Source organism: Burkholderia sp. E168m22 (assembly GCF_001319805.1).
Taxonomy (GTDB): Bacteria; Pseudomonadota; Gammaproteobacteria; order Burkholderiales; family Burkholderiaceae; genus Burkholderia; species Burkholderia orbicola.
This window is the reverse complement of record NZ_BBSK01000122.1, coordinates 16,548-33,958: the sequence shown is the minus strand read 5'-3', so window position 1 is coordinate 33,958 and position 17,411 is coordinate 16,548. Positions and strand designations below refer to the sequence as shown.

Below are 17,411 nucleotides of genomic sequence, written 5' to 3'. Positions count from 1 at the left end.
TTCGTTTCAAGTCGATATTCCCGTTCAAGCTGCGAGCACGTCATCACGCAAAGGCAATGCGCGAATCCGCCGGCCGGTGATGGCAGCAAGCGCATTCGCCACGGCCGGCGCAGGAAGCGGCGTGCCGGGCTCGCCGATGCCCGTAGGCGCGGCAGTCGACGACACCATGTACACCTCGACTCGCGGCATCGCATTCATACGCAGAATCGGATAGTCGTGGAAATTGCTTTCCTTGACTTGTCCCTGCTTGAACGTTATCGCTTGATGCAGGAACGAAAGGCCGAGCGCGGCAGCGCCCTCGATCTGGGAGGCAACAATGTCAGGGTTGATCACCGTGCCGCAGTCGACGGCACATACGATCCGGTCTACGGAGTAGGAGCCGTCCTGGCGCAGCGTGACTTCGGCTACCTGAGCGACGTGCGTACCAAACGACGCGTGGACGGCAATGCCTCTCGCTCGCCGGTCGCCGGGTTTCGATGCAGGCAGCGGCTTGCCCCACCCTGCCTTTTCGACGGCGAGATCGAGCACACCGAGGTCGCGTGGGCTTGACTGCAACAGTTGCCGTCGAAACGCATAGGGATCTTTCCCGGCCGCCGCGGCCAGTTCATCGATCATCGTCTCGACCACGAACGCGGTGTGCGTATGCCCTACCGACCGAAGCCACGCCACGGGTATCGCGAACGCGTTGTAGCTATGCTGCTCCACCCGGAAATTCGGAATCGCATAGCCCGTGTCGGCCGCTCCTTCCACGAGGTTATCGTCGACCGTCGTGGGATCGGGCGACGGCATGAAGCTCTGCCCGACGATACGATGGTGCCAGGATGCCAGCTGTCCGGACGCATCGACGATCGCACGCACACGATGGACGGTCAGCGGGCGATATTGAACACCGCGCATGTCGTCTTCGCGCATCCACACCATTTTTATCGGCGCGTCGATGCCCGCTTTACGGGCAGCAATCGCAATGCGAACGGCTTCGCGGACAAAATCCGATCGCGGATTGGCGCGCCTGCCGAAACTCCCCCCTGCGTAGAGCTGATGCAGCTGGACCTGGTTCAGCGCGAAGCCAAGTTCCTTCGCGGCTGCATTGCTATCTCCGGTGTGCCATTGCTCGCCGTTCCAGATTTCGCAGCGGTCCTTCGTCAAATGCACGACGCAGTTGAGCGGCTCCATCGGCGCATGTGCCAGATAGGGCTGCTCATAGATCGCGTCGATCACCTTGGCACCGCTGGGTGTGCCGTCCAGCACCTTGCCGCGCGCCTTCGCCACCACGCCCGGCGTACCGGCCAGTTCGCGAAACTTCGCGACGATCATGAAAGAATCCGCGGTCAGCGCACCGCGCTCGTCCCACTCGATCTTCAGCGCGTCCCTTCCCTGACGGGCCGCCCACGTGTTACGGGCAAGTACCGCCGCACCACCCTGAATCTCGTCGTCACCTGGAACCCGCACCACCGCGACCACGCCGGGGACGGCCAGCGCCTTGGCGCTATCGATACTGCGTATCTTTGCCCACAACTTCGGAGGATGCGCGATCGCGGCGACGAGCATGCCCGGAAGTCGAATGTCCTGCGTGTAGATCGCACTACCGTTGACCTTGGCGGGAACGTCCAAGCGACGCGTACCGTTCTTGCCGATGAATCGGAATCGGGCGTGATCCTTGAGCACGACTTCCTTGGGGATCGGTTCCGCGGAAGCCGCGGCCACCAGACTACCGTACGTTGCCCGGCGTCCCGAACGCGGGTGGACGACGACGCCGTTCTCTACCACGAGTTCGTTCCGAGGCACACCGAACCGTTTGGCTGCGGCGGCAACGAACATGGTCCGCGCGGTGGCTGCCGCGTGCCTCATTTGAACCCAGGCGCCAGCCATCGCCGTGCTGCCGCCGGTCGCCTGCACCTTGAACCCTCGCGCCGCGAGGACGGGATTGATGTAATGCTCCACATCGGCAGGCGCCCCCGTCACGGTGATGTCACTCAAGCTCACGTCGAGCTCCTCGGCGGCGAGCGTAGCCAGCCCCGTAAACGTCCCTTGGCCCATTTCGAGGTAACTCGAGATCACGGTCACCTTGCCATCCGCGGCAACGCGGATAAATGCATTGGGCTCGAAAGACAACCGTGCCGTCGACTTTCCGATCACGGCCGCCGCGCGGGCCGTGCCTCCGTGGAAGCTGAGCGCAAGCGTGAACGCCGCCATGCTGCCCAGAAAGTTGCGGCGAGACATTGCGATGGAGGGACTGTCGCTCACAGTCGATTCCGCGTCTTCGTTCGGAACACCGGCGTGGTTCGTCATGGATTGCTTCCTGTTTTTTGTCACGAGCGTCGTGATAGCCGAGAATCCTGGCTGGCGTTACGCTCGCGCTGCGAGCACATTCGCGGCCTTGTGTATGGCAGCACGAATCCGGACATAGGTGCCGCATCGGCACGCGTTTCCGCTCATTGCTGCGTCGATATCGTCGTCGGTCGGACGCGGCTTCGTGGAAAGCAACGCGATCGCCGACATGATCTGCCCGGACTGGCAATAGCCGCACTGAGGCACCTGGTGCTCGATCCAGGCGGCCTGCAGCGCTTGGCCTATGTGCAATTGCTCGGCGGCTTCGATCGTCGTTACCTTGCGACCTGCGACATTCGCAAGCGGTGTTACGCACGATCGAATCGGACTGCCATCGACGAGAACGGTACACGCGCCACACAGCGCCATGCCGCACCCGAACTTCGTCCCCGTCAGCCCGAGCTCGTCGCGCAAATACCAAAGCACCGGCATACTCGGATCGCCGTCAAACGAACGACTCTCACCATTGACCGCAAGCTTTACCATGACGCCATCCGTATCTGAGATTTACGCAAGCCTCGATGCTACGGTTATGCGGCCTGCGCTGAACCTTGAATTGTTGAATGCGGCCATGAGCAGAATTGATTAATCCGCGTTGGCCAAGTACGCTGTGAAGCGCTGTGTTGGCGTACGCTCGAACCGCTTCGGCAGGAAGCACCTTCGACGTCGATGCCGCTGACACTGCTTTCCAGCAGCCGGCACTTCGGGCAATTCCGCCAGCCTTTGCTGGCGGCGCAGCTTCGGAAGCGAACGGCGTACGTGCCGCCAAAACCGGGTCAGTCGAGCTTTTCGGTCTTCTTCAGGCGCGCACCATTACCAATGAGCAATGCCGAAAGAACGAGCAACACGACCCCGCCCATCAACGGAGCGAACACGCCGATGCGATCGAGGAGTTCTCCCCCTAGCGCGCCGCCCAGCATGATCGCCAGCTGAATCGATCCGACCATCAAGCCCCCACCGCTTTCGGGCTCGTCGTCGATTTCCTTCGCCAGCCAGGTGGACCACGTGACGGGAATCGCTGCATTCACGGCGCCCCAGCCGATCATCATCGTCGCGGCGCCCGCGAACAGGTGGCCGAACTGCACCAATCCCAGCGTCGCGGCGGCGAGCGCAATCGGCAACCAGCGCAACAGAGGGTAAACATGGTTGCGGTGCAGCATCGTGCCCGCGAAATGGGTCCCAGCAAAACCGGCCACGCCCAATCCGAGCAATAGCATCGACAGTTGATTGGCGTCTGCTCCGGTTACCGCTTCCAGAAACGGACGGAAGTAGGTGAACGTCCCGTAGGAGCCGGCGAAGGTGAGCATGACCGCAACCATTCCGACCGCAACGTTTCGGCGCTTCAGCAGTCCGAACAACCGGGTGATGGGAATGGCTGCTCGGGGGGGCATGCTCGGCAGGCTTACCGCTTGCCATACTAGATTCACCAGTACCAAAGGCACCAGCGCAGCAAATACGAATCTCCAACCCAAATGGCCACCGACGTACGCGCCAATCGGAGCAGCAAAGGCTGTCGCGATCGCATTACCCATATAGATCGTTCCGAGCGCCTTGGGTACGCGTTGTGCCGGCACCAGTTGAATCACCGTGGCTGTGGACAACGACCAGAAACCTCCGACCGCAAGCCCCAGGAACGCCCGCGCAATCATCAGCACCGCGAAGTTCGGCGACACGGCGATCAGCACGATCGATATCAGCATCAGAACCGTCATGCTCATCAACACATGCCGACGATCGAAACGCCCGGCGAGCGGCGCGACGAACAAGCTGGCCAGGACGGCGAAGAAACCGGAAATCGAGATCGCCTGACCAGCGATGCCCTCGGTTGCATTCAAGTCATGCGCAATCGGCGTCAGCAAGCTGACCGGCATGAACTCCGAGGCGATCAGCATCGCCACACACAGCGCCATGGCGCCTACCGCGCTTCCTGTCTGGCGCGGCGAGGAAACGAATGAAGAAGATGAAGGGGTCATGATGTTCGCTCCCAAAAATGCAGGACGCAGCAACGCCAACCCATCCGGCGCGCGGATAAAGCATTGGTGCATCTCAACGGAGGTATTGGCTACCGACGGCTCGACGTGAGCGACAGGAATGCATCGCTAGCGGCCCCGGCTTCGAAGCCCATAATAGGTCGAGGAGGCCATTGGCGAATACGCCGATTCCGGAATAGACCGATGCATCGGATTGATAAATCCGACGATGAGAACGTGCTGGATTGCTCAACCACTTCGACGTGAACAGCTACTTCGTGTGTCGAAGTGCGTCGATCAGAACGTGCATCGCTCGCGAAATCTCGCGCTGAGCCGAGTAGTAGATGTGATATCCGGGGGACGTGCGCCACCATGGTTTCAACACCGGCACCAATCTCCCGGTTTCGAGATGGGGTTGCGCCAGGTCCTCGTGGAGGTAGGCCAGCCCGTAACCAGACAGTGCCGCGTTCAACACCTGGTAAATGCCGTTGAATACGAGCCGCCCGTCGGCCCGGACATTCACTTTTCGCTGACCTTTACCGAGTTCCCATGCGCACAGGTTTCCCAAGGTCGGAAGGCGAAGGTTGATGCAATCGTGACAGACCAGATCCTGCGGCTTGGTCGGCACTGGTTTCGAAGCGAAATACGACGGCGCAGCCACGATCGCGAAACGTTGGTCGGGTCCAATGCGGACGGCAGAGATATCTTTCGACAACTCGTCGCCGAGACGCACCCCAAAGTCGTACCGGCTCTGGACGATATCGGTCAACGCATAGTCGGCGTTCACCTCCACCTTGATCTGCGGATACAACGCGAGGATCTTCGCAAGGCGCGGCCAGAGCAACGTATCGATGGCATGCTCCGGCGCTGTGATGCGGATCGTTCCTGCTGGAACGTCCCGCATTTCAATGATGCTCTTGAGCTCTGCTTCAATGTCGTTGAACCTGGGCTCGACGACCTGCAGCAATCGTTCTCCAGCTTCGGTCACGGATACGCTTCGGGTGGTACGTGTAAGCAAGCGCACACCCAACCGCGTCTCCATTCCGCGAATCGTATGGCTGAGCATCGACTGCGAGATACCCAACTGCGCGGCCGCACGAGTAAAGCTACGTTCGCGCGCAACCGCAATCAATGCGAGCAACTCGCTGTAGTTTTCCCGTGACATTTATCGATTCCATGCAGAGGGACGCGACGTCTTCACTTGCAATCTGGCCCGCGCAGACGAGAAGAGCGCTCGCACACTAATGCGCATGACGCAACGCGGATACAAGAAGGGCCATCGCTCCCGACGGTTGTCGCCGGCTGGGATAGTACAGATAGAACCCACCCCAAGACGGACACCAGTCCGTCAAGACCGGTATCAAGTGCTGCGCCTTGATATACGGTTCGGCGAGATCTTCCGGAACATACGCTAGCCCAAGCCCCGCCACCGCACCGGCCAGGCATTCGTAAATGTCGTTGCACGCCAACTGACCGTCGACGCGAACATTGACCGGTCGTCCGCCTTTTTCGAACTCCCACGCCCATAATCCGCCATGCGCCATCAGTCGCAAGTTCACGCAGCTATGGTGTATGAGATCACCGGGTGTCCGAGGCACTGCATGGGTGGCAAAGTACCGCTTCGTGCCCACGACGGTGAAGCGAACGTCAGGACCGATTTGAACGGCGATCATATCCTGCGCAATCGCTTCGCCAAGCCGGACTCCGGCATCGAACTGCTCGGCCACGAGGTCGACAAAGCGATTGTCGATACTCAGCTCGACCTTGATATCAGGATATTTGGGCAGAAACTCTTTCAGCTTGGGAGCGAGAATCGTCCGGCTCGGATAGTCCGGTGCGGTGACGCGAATGGAGCCCCTCGGGCTGCCACCGAGATCCGACAGAGCGGACATCTCCGCGTCGATTTCCTTCAAGCGCGGCGCAACGATGTGAAGGAGCCGCTCGCCTACTTCAGTCGGCGTGACGGTACGCGAATTTCGCGCGAGCAGTCGAGCGCCGAGCCGCTCCTCCAGCGCACGAACTGCGTGACTGACTGCGGATTGGGACACACCCAACTGCACGGCAGCTCGAGTAAAACTTTTCGCGCGAGCAACGGCGATGAGTGCCGTCAACCCGCCAAAGGAATCGCGCAGTGTACTGTCTTCCATGATCGATCATCCACCGTCTCGTCATTGACAGCACCATACCATCGCCATATCCAACACGCAGCCAATTCCTTTCCACTAGCGCTCCCCGAAGCAGCGCCTCGCCCCGCATCGCCGCAACGAGCGGCCACGGTCGTACGCCGAACCATTTCACTTGTCCGCGTCGCCGCCGAACGCAACATGAGACGTGGGCTGGGCCGCGGTGCGCATGCCTGCAACCTCTCGCGATGCTGCTTGTGCATCGTCAACCCACGTACGTGGGTTCGCACGCGCCGGGTTGAAACCCGCAGCTGCATATTGGTTCGCTTCCTGAAGGACTTGTTCACGAGTCGGGCCGTTCGACACCGACTGAGCCGACGCAAACAACGGTGCGAGCATACCGAGTGCAATAGCAAAAACACCAAGACGGATTTTCAAGGTATGGACTCCATAATAATTGCAATGATTTGGCCAAGGCCATCTGGCGCCTATCTTCGCCACGAGCAGTGGGGAACCCTCCCCGGAGGGTGGAATTGCCTCAAACCAATCTGCGATGGCTTGTACGCGCCAGGCTCGATGTCTCTCTACCCATGCACATCCGAAGCCGCCCGCTTATTGTGTGTGGATTGATATCAATGGCGACGTGTTGATCTACGCTTCGAACGATACGTTCGGCGCTCGACGGGATCAAGCTACGCGCTTGCTAAGACCTATGCACTGTATTAATAAATCGTCCCTCCAGCCCGTGAAACCTTGTTCAATGACGCATCTGCCCGGACGACCTTTAGACTGCTGCTTGCAGCCTTCGCCGCAAGCGCGCTAATTTCAGTGCCCAACCCGATAGATGCGGCCGCTATGCACGCCCTCCACGCTGCGCCGATACGCCATTGCCACACGTGTCGCCGGCACACCTTCGTAACCGGGAAAGAACGGCCCGAACCGTTCCGCGGATTCGATCAGCATGGTGGGACTGACCGCATTGATTCGGATACCCCGACGAAAATCGCACGCAGCAGCACGCACGAACCCTTCGATTCCGGCATTCGACGCCGCGGCGTGAGCACCCTGCGCAATCGGATCATCGACGGCGATGCCGGACGTCAGCGTGATCGAGCCGCCATCGCTCAGGTAATGCTGCCCCACCAGCGCGACGCGCACCTGACCGAGCAGCTTGTCCTGCAGGCCTCGATGAAAATCGGCCGCCGTCATCTTTTCGATTGGCGCCAATATGACGTTGCCTGCGGCGACGACGATGGCATCGACGCGCCCGATCTGCCCGAACAGCGAACCGACGCTGTCGTCACGCGTGATGTCGACCTGATGGTCTCCGCGGGTGCGGCCAACGCGAATGATTTCATGCTTGCCATCACGCGCAAGCTCATCTGCCGCGGCACGACCGACGTCCCCGCCGGCACCGATTACGACGATCTTCATCGAACACTCCTTTTCGCGTTCAGGTTGGAACGTCGCCATTCTTCACCGAACCGGGGACCCCATAAATATGCTCTAATTTCCGACACTCCTAACCTACAGTTCGCAATATGGACAGACTGCGTGCCATGGAAACCTTCGTTGCCGTCGTCGAAGGCGGCAACTTCACCGAGGCGGCGCGGCGGCTGGAAATCTCGGCGGTCATGGTCGGCAAATATGTGCGCGAACTGGAGGAGCGTCTCGCTGCGCGCCTGCTCGAGCGCACTACCCGGCGCCAGAACCTGACCGATGCCGGTCGCGTGTTCTACGAAGACGCCAAGCGTGCGCTCGAACACATGCGCATCGCCGAAACGTCGGTCGAACGGCTACGCGCGTCGCCCTCCGGTACGTTGCGAATCAGCGCGCCGATCACCTTCGGCGCCTGTGTCATCGCGCCGCTAGCCGCGACTTTCCGGCAGCGGTATCCGCTCGTACGCGTCGAGCTGGAATTGAGCAATCGCAACGTCGACCTGATCGACGAGGGTTTCGATCTGGCGATCCGCATCGGCGAACTGGGTGATGCCGACCTCGTTGCAAGGCCGCTGACCCGGTATCGCATGGTGATCTGCGCGTCGCCGGGCTATCTCGCTCAGTACGGGCGTCCGCAAACGCCACAGGACCTGAGCGCGCATCACTGCCTGTTCCACACGGTGTGGAGCAGCCGCAACGGCTGGAAGCTCGGCGACGATGACAGCACGCACTTTTCGGCTGAATCGGGGTTCACTTGCAATGACGGCAACGGCCTGCGAATGGCCGCCATCGCAGGCGCGGGATTGCTGCTGCAGCCGGAAGTCCTGGTGAGCCACGATCTGGCGAGCGGCGCGCTGGTACAGGTGCTGCAAGGTTACGAGCCGAAGCCGCACCCCGTTCATATCGTGTATCGACAAGACCGGCGCCCGCTGCCGAAGCTCACCCGCTTCGTCGCGCATTTGCTCGAGCATGTGACGGAGCGCGACGCGTCGTAGCGTGCTTTTCGGTTCGACGACATGCGCGAAGATACGTTGGTCGGGCAAACGTCTTCACCAATTTAGGATGACATCGTTTCGTCAGCGGCTTCAAGCTTCCGACCGCCTCCCCGCGCTATGCAAATCCGTACAACTTCGCCGGGTTCGTGACGAATATCCGCTGCTGCCAGTCCGGCCGCCCGATCCAGCCGGCGATCACGTCCAGCAAGCTTGCGTCGTCCGGCTTGTCCGTCTTCTGCGTCGGGTGCGGCCAGTCGGTGCCCCACAGCATGCGCTCCGGCGCCATGTCGATCAGCGCCTTCGCGACCGGCGCGACGTCGTCGTAGGCGGGCGCGCCCGTCTTGCTGTCGACGTACGGCCCCGACAACGTGATCCACGTATGGCCCTTTTCCACGAGGCGTTGCGCGGTACGAAACGCGGCCGACGACAGCCCGCCGGGCTGCGGCACATGCGCGATATGGTCGATGACGAGCGGGCAAGGCAGCGCTGCAAGATGCGGCTCCAGCTCCGGCAGCCGCGCACCCTGCACCACCAGCTCGATATGCCATCCGAGGTTCGCGATGCGCGCGGCGAGCGGCGCCAGCATGTCGAGCGTCGTCGCGCCCGGATAGCTGAGGTTGAACCGGATCGCACGGATGCCGCCGCGATCGAGCGCCCGAAGTTCGTCGTCGCTCACGGTGCCGTCGACCACGGCGACGCCGCGCGCGTCGGCGCCGAACTGCGCGATCGCCGCCAGCGTGCAGCGATTGTCCGTCCCGTACGTCGACGGCGTCACGACCACGTTGCGCTTCACGCCGATACGCGCCTGCACGCTTCGGTATTGCGCGACGGTCGCATTCGGCGGCCGCAGCGTCGTACCCGGCGCGACCGGGAACCGGTCGTCGTAGATGTGCATGTGACAGTCGATCGCCCCGTCGGGCAACCGGAACGCCGGCCGCTCGGTGCCGCTCGACCACGTTTCGTCGGCCGCGGCCAGCCTCGGCAATGCGGCCGAAGCCAGCGTCGCGCCGGCGATCCGGAGGAACCCGCGTCTCGCGATGCGCGCCATGATCAGATGGTCCCCGTCTTGCCGACCAGCTTGCCGGCCGCATGATTGCGCGTGAGCAGCAGCAGCGTCGCGACGCTGACGAGCGTGAGGATCGCGAGCGGCATCAAGGCGAGCGCGTAGCTGCCCGTCGCCGCCTTCACCCACCCGTACACGTTCACCATCAGCCCGCCGCCGAGCAGGTTCGCGATCGCGTTGACCGTCGCGAGCCCGGCGGCCACGGTGCTGTTGGACAGCATGTCGGTCGCGAGCGCCCAGAACGGGCCCTTGAACGAATATGCGCCGACCAGCACCGCGCAGAGCATGCAGATCGTGGGCAGCAGCGATCCGCTCAGCGACGTCGCGAACAGCCCCACGCCGATCAGCAGCATCGGCACGACCGTGTGCCAGCGGCGTTCGCCAAGGCGGTCCGAGCGCCGGCCCCAGTAGACCATCAGGATCGAGGCCACCGCGTACGGCACCGAGTTCAGCAGGCCGGTTTCCATGACGGTCAAGCCGAACGACTTCAGCAACTGCGGCTGCCACACGGACAGCGTGCTGCCTGCCGCGGAAGCACACGTGTCGACGAGCGCGAGGCACAGCACGTAGCGGTTGCGGAACAGCTGCGCAAGCGGCAGCGACGGCACCTTCTTGCGTGTCTTGTGGCCGGCGGCCAGCGCGTTCGAGAGCCACGCGCGCTCGTCGTCGTCGAGCCACCTCGCGTTCTCCGGCTTGTTCGTCAGCATGAACAGGCACGCGATGCCGAGCAGCACGGTGGGAATGCCTTCGAGGATGAACAGCCACTGCCAGCCGCGCAGGCCCCAGACACCGTCCATCTGCAACAGCAGCGCGGAGATCGGCGAGCCGATGAAGCTCGCGGCCGGAATCGCGACCATGAACGTCGCGACAATCCGCGCCCGGTACTGCGCGGGAATCCAGTACGACAAATACAGCAGCACGCCCGGGAAGAAGCCGGCCTCGGCCGCGCCCAGCAGGAAACGCAGCACGTAGAACGTCGTCGCGTTGTGCACGAGCGCGGTCGCCGCCGACACGATGCCCCACGTGATCATGATCCGCGCGATCCAGATCCGGGCGCCGTATTTCTGCAGCGCGAGATTGCTCGGCACTTCGAAAAAGAAGTATGAAATGAAGAACAGGCTGCTGCCGAAACCGAAGACCTGCGCCGACATCCCGAGGTCGTGGTTCATCTGCAGCGACGCCATCCCCACGTTGCCCCGGTCGATGAAGGCAAGCAGGTAGCAGATCATCAAGAAGGGAACGAGTCGCCAGACGATCTTTCGTATGGTCCGGCGCTCGATCGCGGACGCTTCCATGAAACCGGCTTGCATGTTGTCTCCGTTTATTGTGCGCCTGAGCGCGTTCCTGTGAACCGTTGCCACGCGATGACCGCCACCACGCCGCACGCCAGCACGGCGGCCATGGCGGCGAAGGTGTGTCGCACGCCGAGCGCCTCCGATGCGCTGCCGACGAGCAGGTAACCGAACGGCATCGTGCCGTTGTAGGCCATGCCGTACATCCCGACGAGCCCGCCGCGCACATGCTCCGGGCACTGCCGCTGAATCGTCGCGTTCGTCGACGTGGCCGCGAACGTGAGGCTGAAGCCGAGCGCATAGAACGCGGGAATCGATCCCGCCGCATCGGTCGTCGCGGCCAGTACGGCCAGCGCGCCGACTGCCGTCCACGGTGCATAGGCGATGAACCGGCGCGACGCGCGCGGCCCGAACGCCGACGACAGCAGCACCGCCGCGCTCAACGAGCCGGCGCCGGCGCACGCGAAGAACACGCCGGTAAAGCGCGCCGCGTCGTGAAAACCCTGATCCGCGAGCAGCGGCACGAGCGTCTGGTAGCTGCCGGCGAACAAGCCGATGCACGCGAGAATCGGCAGATAGCGGGCCGAGAACGCATCGGACAGCACGTAGCCGACCGCGTCGCGCAGGCCGCTTTCCGCGCGCGACGGGCGGTCCACCGTCGCGGTCCGGATCGACCGCACGCACGCCGCCATGAAGCACAGCGCAAGCGCATAGATCGCAAACGACGTCCTGGGGCCCAGCGTCGGATAGACGAATCCGGCGATGGTCGGGCCGACCATGCGCCCGACGTTGTAGACCATCGTGTTCATCGCGACCGCGTTGGACGTGTGCGTCGCATCCTGCAGGCTCGTCAGCAGCAGCACCTGCCGCGCCGGCGTTTCCACCGCGCTCGACACGCCGATCGCCAGCGCATGCGCGAGGATCAGCTTCACGCCGAGCAGGCCGAGCAGCGACAACGTGAAGAGGCTGCCCGTCAGCAGCAGCGACGTCGTCAGCACGCAGAGCGTCACGCGGCGCGCGTTGGCCGTGCCGATGCGGGAGCCCGCCACCGGCGCGACGATCAACTGCGGCCCGTACAGCAGGAAGTTGAGCAGCGCGAGGATCGCCGCCGAGCCGGACAGGTGATAGATCAGCAGATTCAGCGTGACGTTCTGCGTCCAGCTGCCGAGCACCGACGCGACCTGCCCGCTCAGGTAGCGCCGCAGCGATGCCTCCGTCAGCGCCGGAAACAGCCTGTTCACCCACCCCGCTTGCGTCGCGACGGTCATGACAACGTCTTCCCGCGCGTTTCGGGCGCGAACAGCACGACCGCGGCCGCGGCGACGAACGCGACGATCGTCGTCGCGAGCCCGAGCACGAAGCCGCCCGACGTCGACGCCAGCGCACCGATGATCAACGGCGCGATGAAGCCGCCGAGCCGGCCGCCGTTGTACGCGAGACCCATGAAGAAGCCGCGCGATGCCGTATTGCCGATGATCTCCGCGAGGAACGGGCCGGCGCCCGCGAAGATGCCGTTCACGCTGAAGCCCGTCAGAAAGATCGCGGTCATCAGCAGCAACGGATTCGCCGACACGATATACACGCCGACGGCCAGCGCGCCGACCACCAGGTAGGCCAGGAACATCGGCCGCCGGCCGAGCCGGTCGACCCACGCCGAGAACAGCAGGAACCCGGTGATCGCGCCGAACTGCAGCGCCAGCACGAACTTCAGGCTATGCACGAAGTCGAGGTGCTTCACCGTGATCAGGAACGTCGGCGTCCACGTGAATACACCCCAATAGAGATACTGCAGAAAGAAGATGAAGCAGAAGGCGGTGAGCAGGCCGCGTACGTTCAGCTTCTCGTGACCGGCCGTGTCGGGCTTGCGAGCCTGCGGCTTCGCGTGCCTGCGCTCGAGCCAGATCGGCGACTCCGGCGTCTTGCGCGCGACCCAGAACAGAATGAAGAACGGCGACGCACCGATCAGGAACAGCAGACGCCAGCTGTCGCCGCCCAATCCGCCATGCGTGGCGCCGACGATGCCCGAGATCGCGATCGCGAGAATCGCGCCGATCGGCAAGCCCATCTGCATCAGCGCGCCACCCTTGCCGCGCCGGCCCGGATGCCAGGTCTCCGCGATGAGCGCCGCGCCGGCGGTCCAGGTCCCGCCCATGCCGAGCGCGCCGAAAAAGCGCAACGTGGCGAACGCATGCGCATCGGGCGCAAATGCGATCAGGCCGGAAAACAGCGAGTAGATGCCGACGCAGAGCAGCGCGGTGCGCACGCGCCCGATCCGGTCCGACACGAAACCGAACAGAATGCCGCCGATGATCTGTCCGGCCGCCGTGACGCTCGTGAACATGCCGAGCTGCGCCTTGTTCAGCCCGAACTGCAGCGCGAGCGTCGGCAGCAGCAGCGACAGCAGGAACGAGTCGTAGCTCTCGAACGTCCAGCCGAGCCCCGCGAGCGACAGCGCACGCCACTCGATACCGGTCACGCGCGTGAGCCCTTTTTCTGCGGCGGCGGAATCGATGTCCTGCGTCGCCGCGGTTGCAGTCGTCTTCATGGGTTGTCTCCGGGAATCGCGACGCGATACGTCGAGGCGGCCGTCCGGCTGAACAGCGCGGCCTTTTCGTCGGCCGACATCGCGGACGCGAGTCGTTTGAAGGCGTTCCACAGCACGCGATAGCTGAACATCCCCTTGTCGACGGGGAAGTTGCTTTCGAACATGCAGCGATCGACGCCGAAAAGCTCGACGCAGGTGTCGAAATACGGCTGCCACGCGGCCGCCAGGTCCTGCGACGACGGCGGCAACTCGCGCGCGGCGAAATCGAAACCGAACACGGTCATGCCCGCGCCGCCGAGCTTCATGCGCGTGTTCGGCAGCGCGGCGAGACGCCCGAGCTGCCGTTTCCACTGCGCATGCACTTCGGCACGCCGGCCGGCATGCGGCCCCACGCCGACGGGGCCGCCAAAGTGGTCGATGACGACGATGACGTCCTCGGACGCGCGCACGAGTTCGTACAGGTCGTCGAGCTGCGTGTGATAGACCCACGCGTCGAGCGACAGTCCGTAGCGGCCGAGCGTCGCCACGCCCTGCCTGAAAGCCTGCTCCGACATCCGGTCGCGCGGCGGCGTCACCGGGCTCGACCGCACGTCGGGGCTCGCATGCCACGCGAGCGGATTGCGGATGCCGCGCAATCGCCCGCCGGACACCTGCAGCATCGTGTCGAGCACCGCCTCGAGTTCCGCGCCGAGCGACAGATCGGCGCCGCCGACGATGGCCTCGCAACAGCGCGTGGGGCCGTATGCGCCGCTGTCGAACATCGCGGCGACGCCGCTCGCGAATGCCACTTCGCCCACCGGCTTGAACGCCTCCGGCCCGCTTGCGCGCAACATCGATCGACACTGCACGTAGACCGTCGACACGACCCGATGCCCGCTGCGCACGTCCGCGCCGAACTCGTCCGCGAGATAGCGCCCGGTCTGGCGGTCCCACAGGTGGTGATGGGCGTCGACGATGGCGAGTTCGGGTTCGAGCACCGGCTCGTCGCGCAATGCGAGCCACTCGGGCCTGACCGGCAGATGGGGCGCGTGAACGGTCTGCATCGCACTCGCCTCAGAACTTCTGGCGCATGCCGATCACCACACCCGTCTGGTTGTGATCGGGCGCGACCGTGCCATAGCCGTTCACGCCGAGCGCGGAGCCGCCCTTGTTGCGCGCGAAACCCGCCGTCGCATAGATATCGGTGCGCTTCGACAGCAGATAGTCCGCACAGAGCACGGCGAGCCACGGGTCGGCACTCGTCGAATGCACGTCCTGGTAATAGGCCGTCGCCGTGACCACGAACGCGGGCGACACCGCGTATTGCGCGCCGGCCCAGTACAGGTTCGCCGTGCTGGCTTCGGCGCCGTTCGCGACACGGATCGGGTTCGCCGGCAGGAACGCATTCGACGCACGAAGGTAGCGATAACCAGCGAATCCCTTCACCGGTCCGATCGCATACGACGCGGCGGCCGTGGCGCGCCGCTCGGTGCCCGTGTTGGTCGCGACGGTGTTGCTGTTGCGCTGCTCGTACGACACGCTCGCGGCGAGCGGCCCTTGCGAGAAAGTCAGCGCCGCGCTGAAGAAGCGGCCGGTGAGTTGCGCGCCCGGCACCTCGGCGCCGTACCCGGTGTCGTAGCGGGTGCTATACATGGCCTGCGCCGTCAGTGGGCCGAACACGCCGGTGTACTTCACCGAGTTGTCGATGCGCGCGGCCGCCGCGTAGTCGACCGACAGCACCGAGTATCGCGACGACGCGCCCATCGGGTCGAAGGCCACGGCCTGTTCGTAAAAAAGCGCGTTCTGGCGGCCGAACGTGAGTTGTTGGCCCCGGTACGCCAGCCCGACCCACGCCTGCCGGCCGAAAATCCGCGACGTCGTGGCGGCGTTCGAACCGAGACCTTTCGTCGACTGCGCGGTCGTGCCGTCATTGATGTTGAAGCCGTTTTCCAGCTGGAAAATGGCCTTCATGCCGCCGCCGAGATCCTCGACGCCCTTCAGTCCCCAGCGCGAACCGGACAGATTGCCCGACGCTTCGCGCGTCTGCGCGCCGCCGGTATTCGTATTGTTGACGTGTTCGACGCCGACATCGGCAATGCCGTACAGCGTGACGCTGCTTTGCGCATGCGCGGCAACGCACCACGAGGCCGCGCTCGCGACGGTGACGGCGCCGAGCATGAAGCGGGGTTTCGGGCGGGAATGCTGGCTGGCCTGATTCGACAACATGAAGTCTCCAAACTGTTTTTTGTGGGTGGGTGTTCTGGCGAAAGAAAATTCACGCCTCGCGGGTGACAGGCGCTTCGCCGGCGCCCGAGCCCGGATCGCCGAGCCATGCGATGGTCAACGCGCCGAGTAGCAGCACACCCGACACGGCGATGAGCGGCGCGGTGAAGCCGCCCGAGAATTGCTTGAGCGCACCGATCATCGACGGCCCGACGAAGCCGCCGAGATTGCCGACCGACACGATCAGCGCGAGTCCGCCCGCGGCGGCCCGGCCGGTGAGGAATCCCGACGGGATGGCCCAGTAAGTCGCCTGGAACGCGAGGATTCCGCTCACCGTGACGCACAGTGCGATCAGCTTGAAAACCGGCGCATGAATGAAGGCGCTCGCACACAACGCCGCCGCGGCCAGCGCGAGCGCACCGGCAACATACGGAATACGGTTGGCAGCGCGATTGGCGAGACGCGCCCACCAGAGCATCGCACCGGCGCCGATCGCATACGGGATGGCCGTCAGCCAGCCGACCACCGCGTGTTCGACGCCGAACTGCTTGATGATCTGCGGCATCCACAAGCCGACGCCGAGCGAGCCGACGATCCCGCAGAAGTTGACGAACGCGAGCACGAACACACGCCAGTTCGTCATCGCGTCGCGCAGTGTGCTGCCGTGCTTCGCGCCGATGTCGCGCTGCTCGAACGCGAGGCGCTTCGCGAGCGACGCCTTCTCTTCGTCACTGAGCCACGCGGCTTTCTCTGGACGGTCGGCCAGCACGAACAGGCACGCGATGCCGAGCATCACCGCAGGGACGCCTTCGATCAGCAGCAGCCACTGCCAGCTGCGCAGCCCATGCAGGCCGCCGAGTTCGAGCAGCGCGCCCGAAATCGGCGAGCCGATCATGTTCGCGACGGGAATGCCGACGAGGAAGGCGGCCGTCACCTTCGCGCGCCACTTGCCGGGAAACCAGTGCGTGAAATACAGGTAGATGCCGGGCGTGAACCCCGCCTCGGCGAGCCCGAGCAGAAAACGCGCGGCCGCAAAGCTCTTCGGTCCGACGACGAATGCCGTCGCCATCGAGAACAGGCCCCACGTGATCATGATTCTCGCGATCCATACGCGCGCCCCGACCTTCTGCATGATCAGGTTGCTCGGAATCTCGAACAGGAAATAGCCGATGAAGAAGAGGCCTGCACCGACACCGAACTGCTCGGCCGTCAGACCGAGATCCTTGTTCATCGTGAGCGCCGCGAAACCGACGTTGGTCCTGTCGAGATAGCTGATCACGTAGCAGACGAAGATGAACGGCAGAATGCGCCGGAACGCCTTGGCGAGCGTGCGCTCGCTGGCCGCGTAATCGTCGCCGGCAAGCTGCGCCGAGGACGGCGCGTCGGCGCGCGGGGCGTCATCGCCGGCATGCAGCGCGTGCGAAATGGTCATGCTTGTCTCCTTCGTCGCGCG

Annotated in this window: 15 protein-coding genes; 1 reads left to right on the top strand and 14 read right to left on the bottom strand. The window is 63.8% G+C overall.

Annotation, left to right across the window (positions count from 1 at the left end):
* Positions 1-24: 24 nt before the first annotated feature.
* From AP428_RS28670 to AP428_RS28645, 7 genes are all read right to left on the bottom strand, one after another.
* On the bottom strand, positions 25-2,289 hold the full coding sequence (locus AP428_RS28670) for a xanthine dehydrogenase family protein molybdopterin-binding subunit (protein WP_011549038.1): 2,265 nt from the start codon (positions 2,287-2,289) through the stop codon (positions 25-27).
* Positions 2,290-2,346: 57 nt separating this feature from the next.
* Positions 2,347-2,814: a (2Fe-2S)-binding protein gene (locus tag AP428_RS28665; protein ID WP_011549037.1), complete on the bottom strand. Its 468-nt coding sequence runs from the start codon at positions 2,812-2,814 to the stop codon at positions 2,347-2,349.
* Between the two features lie 290 nt (positions 2,815-3,104).
* The gene (locus AP428_RS28660; RefSeq protein WP_011694870.1) at positions 3,105-4,301 is read right to left on the bottom strand and encodes an MFS transporter; all 1,197 of its coding nucleotides are present in this window, start codon (positions 4,299-4,301) and stop codon (positions 3,105-3,107) included.
* Positions 4,302-4,569: 268 nt separating this feature from the next.
* The gene (locus AP428_RS28655; RefSeq protein WP_011549036.1) at positions 4,570-5,463 is read right to left on the bottom strand and encodes a LysR family transcriptional regulator; all 894 of its coding nucleotides are present in this window, start codon (positions 5,461-5,463) and stop codon (positions 4,570-4,572) included.
* Positions 5,464-5,539: 76 nt separating this feature from the next.
* Positions 5,540-6,445 (bottom strand): LysR family transcriptional regulator, encoded by a 906-nt coding sequence (locus AP428_RS28650; protein WP_011549035.1) that lies wholly within the window; start codon positions 6,443-6,445, stop codon positions 5,540-5,542.
* Positions 6,446-6,592: 147 nt separating this feature from the next.
* Entirely contained in the window at positions 6,593-6,859 is a 267-nt protein-coding gene (locus AP428_RS36145) for a DUF4148 domain-containing protein (RefSeq protein ID WP_260525823.1), read from the bottom strand.
* A 387-nt stretch (positions 6,860-7,246) separates the two neighbouring features.
* Positions 7,247-7,855, bottom strand: a complete 609-nt coding sequence (locus AP428_RS28645) for a short chain dehydrogenase (RefSeq protein ID WP_011549033.1) — start codon at positions 7,853-7,855, stop codon at positions 7,247-7,249.
* A gap of 107 nt (positions 7,856-7,962) precedes the next feature.
* On the opposite strand from AP428_RS28645, the gene AP428_RS28640 reads away from it, so the two are divergent.
* A complete protein-coding gene (locus AP428_RS28640; RefSeq protein WP_011549032.1) occupies positions 7,963-8,856 on the top strand; it encodes a LysR substrate-binding domain-containing protein in 894 nt (297 codons plus the stop codon).
* Between the two features lie 115 nt (positions 8,857-8,971).
* Here the strand turns inward: AP428_RS28640 and AP428_RS28635 are convergent, their stop codons facing one another.
* The 7 genes from AP428_RS28635 to AP428_RS28605 are packed head-to-tail and all read right to left on the bottom strand — an operon-like array spanning position 8,972 to position 17,390.
* Positions 8,972-9,904, bottom strand: coding sequence for an amidohydrolase (locus AP428_RS28635; RefSeq protein WP_011549031.1), 933 nt, complete (start codon positions 9,902-9,904; stop codon positions 8,972-8,974).
* 2 nt (positions 9,905-9,906) lie between these two features.
* A complete protein-coding gene (locus AP428_RS28630; protein WP_011549030.1) occupies positions 9,907-11,229 on the bottom strand; it encodes an MFS transporter in 1,323 nt (440 codons plus the stop codon).
* A gap of 11 nt (positions 11,230-11,240) precedes the next feature.
* Complete coding sequence (locus AP428_RS28625; RefSeq protein WP_011549029.1) at positions 11,241-12,479, bottom strand: MFS transporter; 1,239 nt, start codon at positions 12,477-12,479, stop codon at positions 11,241-11,243.
* Positions 12,476-13,756, bottom strand: coding sequence for an MFS transporter (locus tag AP428_RS28620; RefSeq protein WP_011549028.1), 1,281 nt, complete (start codon positions 13,754-13,756; stop codon positions 12,476-12,478). Before AP428_RS28620 ends, AP428_RS28625 begins: the two co-directional genes overlap by 4 nt.
* The gene (locus AP428_RS28615; RefSeq protein WP_011549027.1) at positions 13,753-14,799 is read right to left on the bottom strand and encodes an amidohydrolase; all 1,047 of its coding nucleotides are present in this window, start codon (positions 14,797-14,799) and stop codon (positions 13,753-13,755) included. The genes AP428_RS28620 and AP428_RS28615 overlap by 4 nt, the downstream gene beginning before the upstream one ends.
* Before the next feature lie 10 nt (positions 14,800-14,809).
* Positions 14,810-15,961, bottom strand: a complete 1,152-nt coding sequence (locus tag AP428_RS28610) for a porin (protein WP_011549026.1) — start codon at positions 15,959-15,961, stop codon at positions 14,810-14,812.
* A 49-nt stretch (positions 15,962-16,010) separates the two neighbouring features.
* Positions 16,011-17,390 carry an MFS transporter gene (locus AP428_RS28605; RefSeq protein WP_011694856.1) on the bottom strand — a complete coding sequence of 460 codons (1,380 nt, stop codon included), beginning with the start codon at positions 17,388-17,390 and terminating at the stop codon, positions 16,011-16,013.
* Positions 17,391-17,411 lie beyond the last annotated feature (21 nt).

What these genes read in the sequence shown, in the direction of transcription:
- AP428_RS28670 (WP_011549038.1), bottom strand. Translation starts at nt 2,289, where the DNA reads ATGACGAACCACGCCGGTGTTCCGAACGAAGACGCGGAATCGACTGTG.
- AP428_RS28665 (WP_011549037.1), bottom strand. Translation starts at nt 2,814, where the DNA reads ATGGTAAAGCTTGCGGTCAATGGTGAGAGTCGTTCGTTTGACGGCGAT.
- AP428_RS28660 (WP_011694870.1), bottom strand. Translation starts at nt 4,301, where the DNA reads ATGACCCCTTCATCTTCTTCATTCGTTTCCTCGCCGCGCCAGACAGGA.
- AP428_RS28655 (WP_011549036.1), bottom strand. Translation starts at nt 5,463, where the DNA reads ATGTCACGGGAAAACTACAGCGAGTTGCTCGCATTGATTGCGGTTGCG.
- AP428_RS28650 (WP_011549035.1), bottom strand. Translation starts at nt 6,445, where the DNA reads ATGGAAGACAGTACACTGCGCGATTCCTTTGGCGGGTTGACGGCACTC.
- AP428_RS28645 (WP_011549033.1), bottom strand. Translation starts at nt 7,855, where the DNA reads ATGAAGATCGTCGTAATCGGTGCCGGCGGGGACGTCGGTCGTGCCGCG.
- AP428_RS28640 (WP_011549032.1), top strand. Translation starts at nt 7,963, where the DNA reads ATGGACAGACTGCGTGCCATGGAAACCTTCGTTGCCGTCGTCGAAGGC.
- AP428_RS28635 (WP_011549031.1), bottom strand. Translation starts at nt 9,904, where the DNA reads ATGGCGCGCATCGCGAGACGCGGGTTCCTCCGGATCGCCGGCGCGACG.
- AP428_RS28630 (WP_011549030.1), bottom strand. Translation starts at nt 11,229, where the DNA reads ATGCAAGCCGGTTTCATGGAAGCGTCCGCGATCGAGCGCCGGACCATA.
- AP428_RS28625 (WP_011549029.1), bottom strand. Translation starts at nt 12,479, where the DNA reads ATGACCGTCGCGACGCAAGCGGGGTGGGTGAACAGGCTGTTTCCGGCG.
- AP428_RS28620 (WP_011549028.1), bottom strand. Translation starts at nt 13,756, where the DNA reads ATGAAGACGACTGCAACCGCGGCGACGCAGGACATCGATTCCGCCGCC.
- AP428_RS28615 (WP_011549027.1), bottom strand. Translation starts at nt 14,799, where the DNA reads ATGCAGACCGTTCACGCGCCCCATCTGCCGGTCAGGCCCGAGTGGCTC.
- AP428_RS28610 (WP_011549026.1), bottom strand. Translation starts at nt 15,961, where the DNA reads ATGTTGTCGAATCAGGCCAGCCAGCATTCCCGCCCGAAACCCCGCTTC.
- AP428_RS28605 (WP_011694856.1), bottom strand. Translation starts at nt 17,390, where the DNA reads ATGACCATTTCGCACGCGCTGCATGCCGGCGATGACGCCCCGCGCGCC.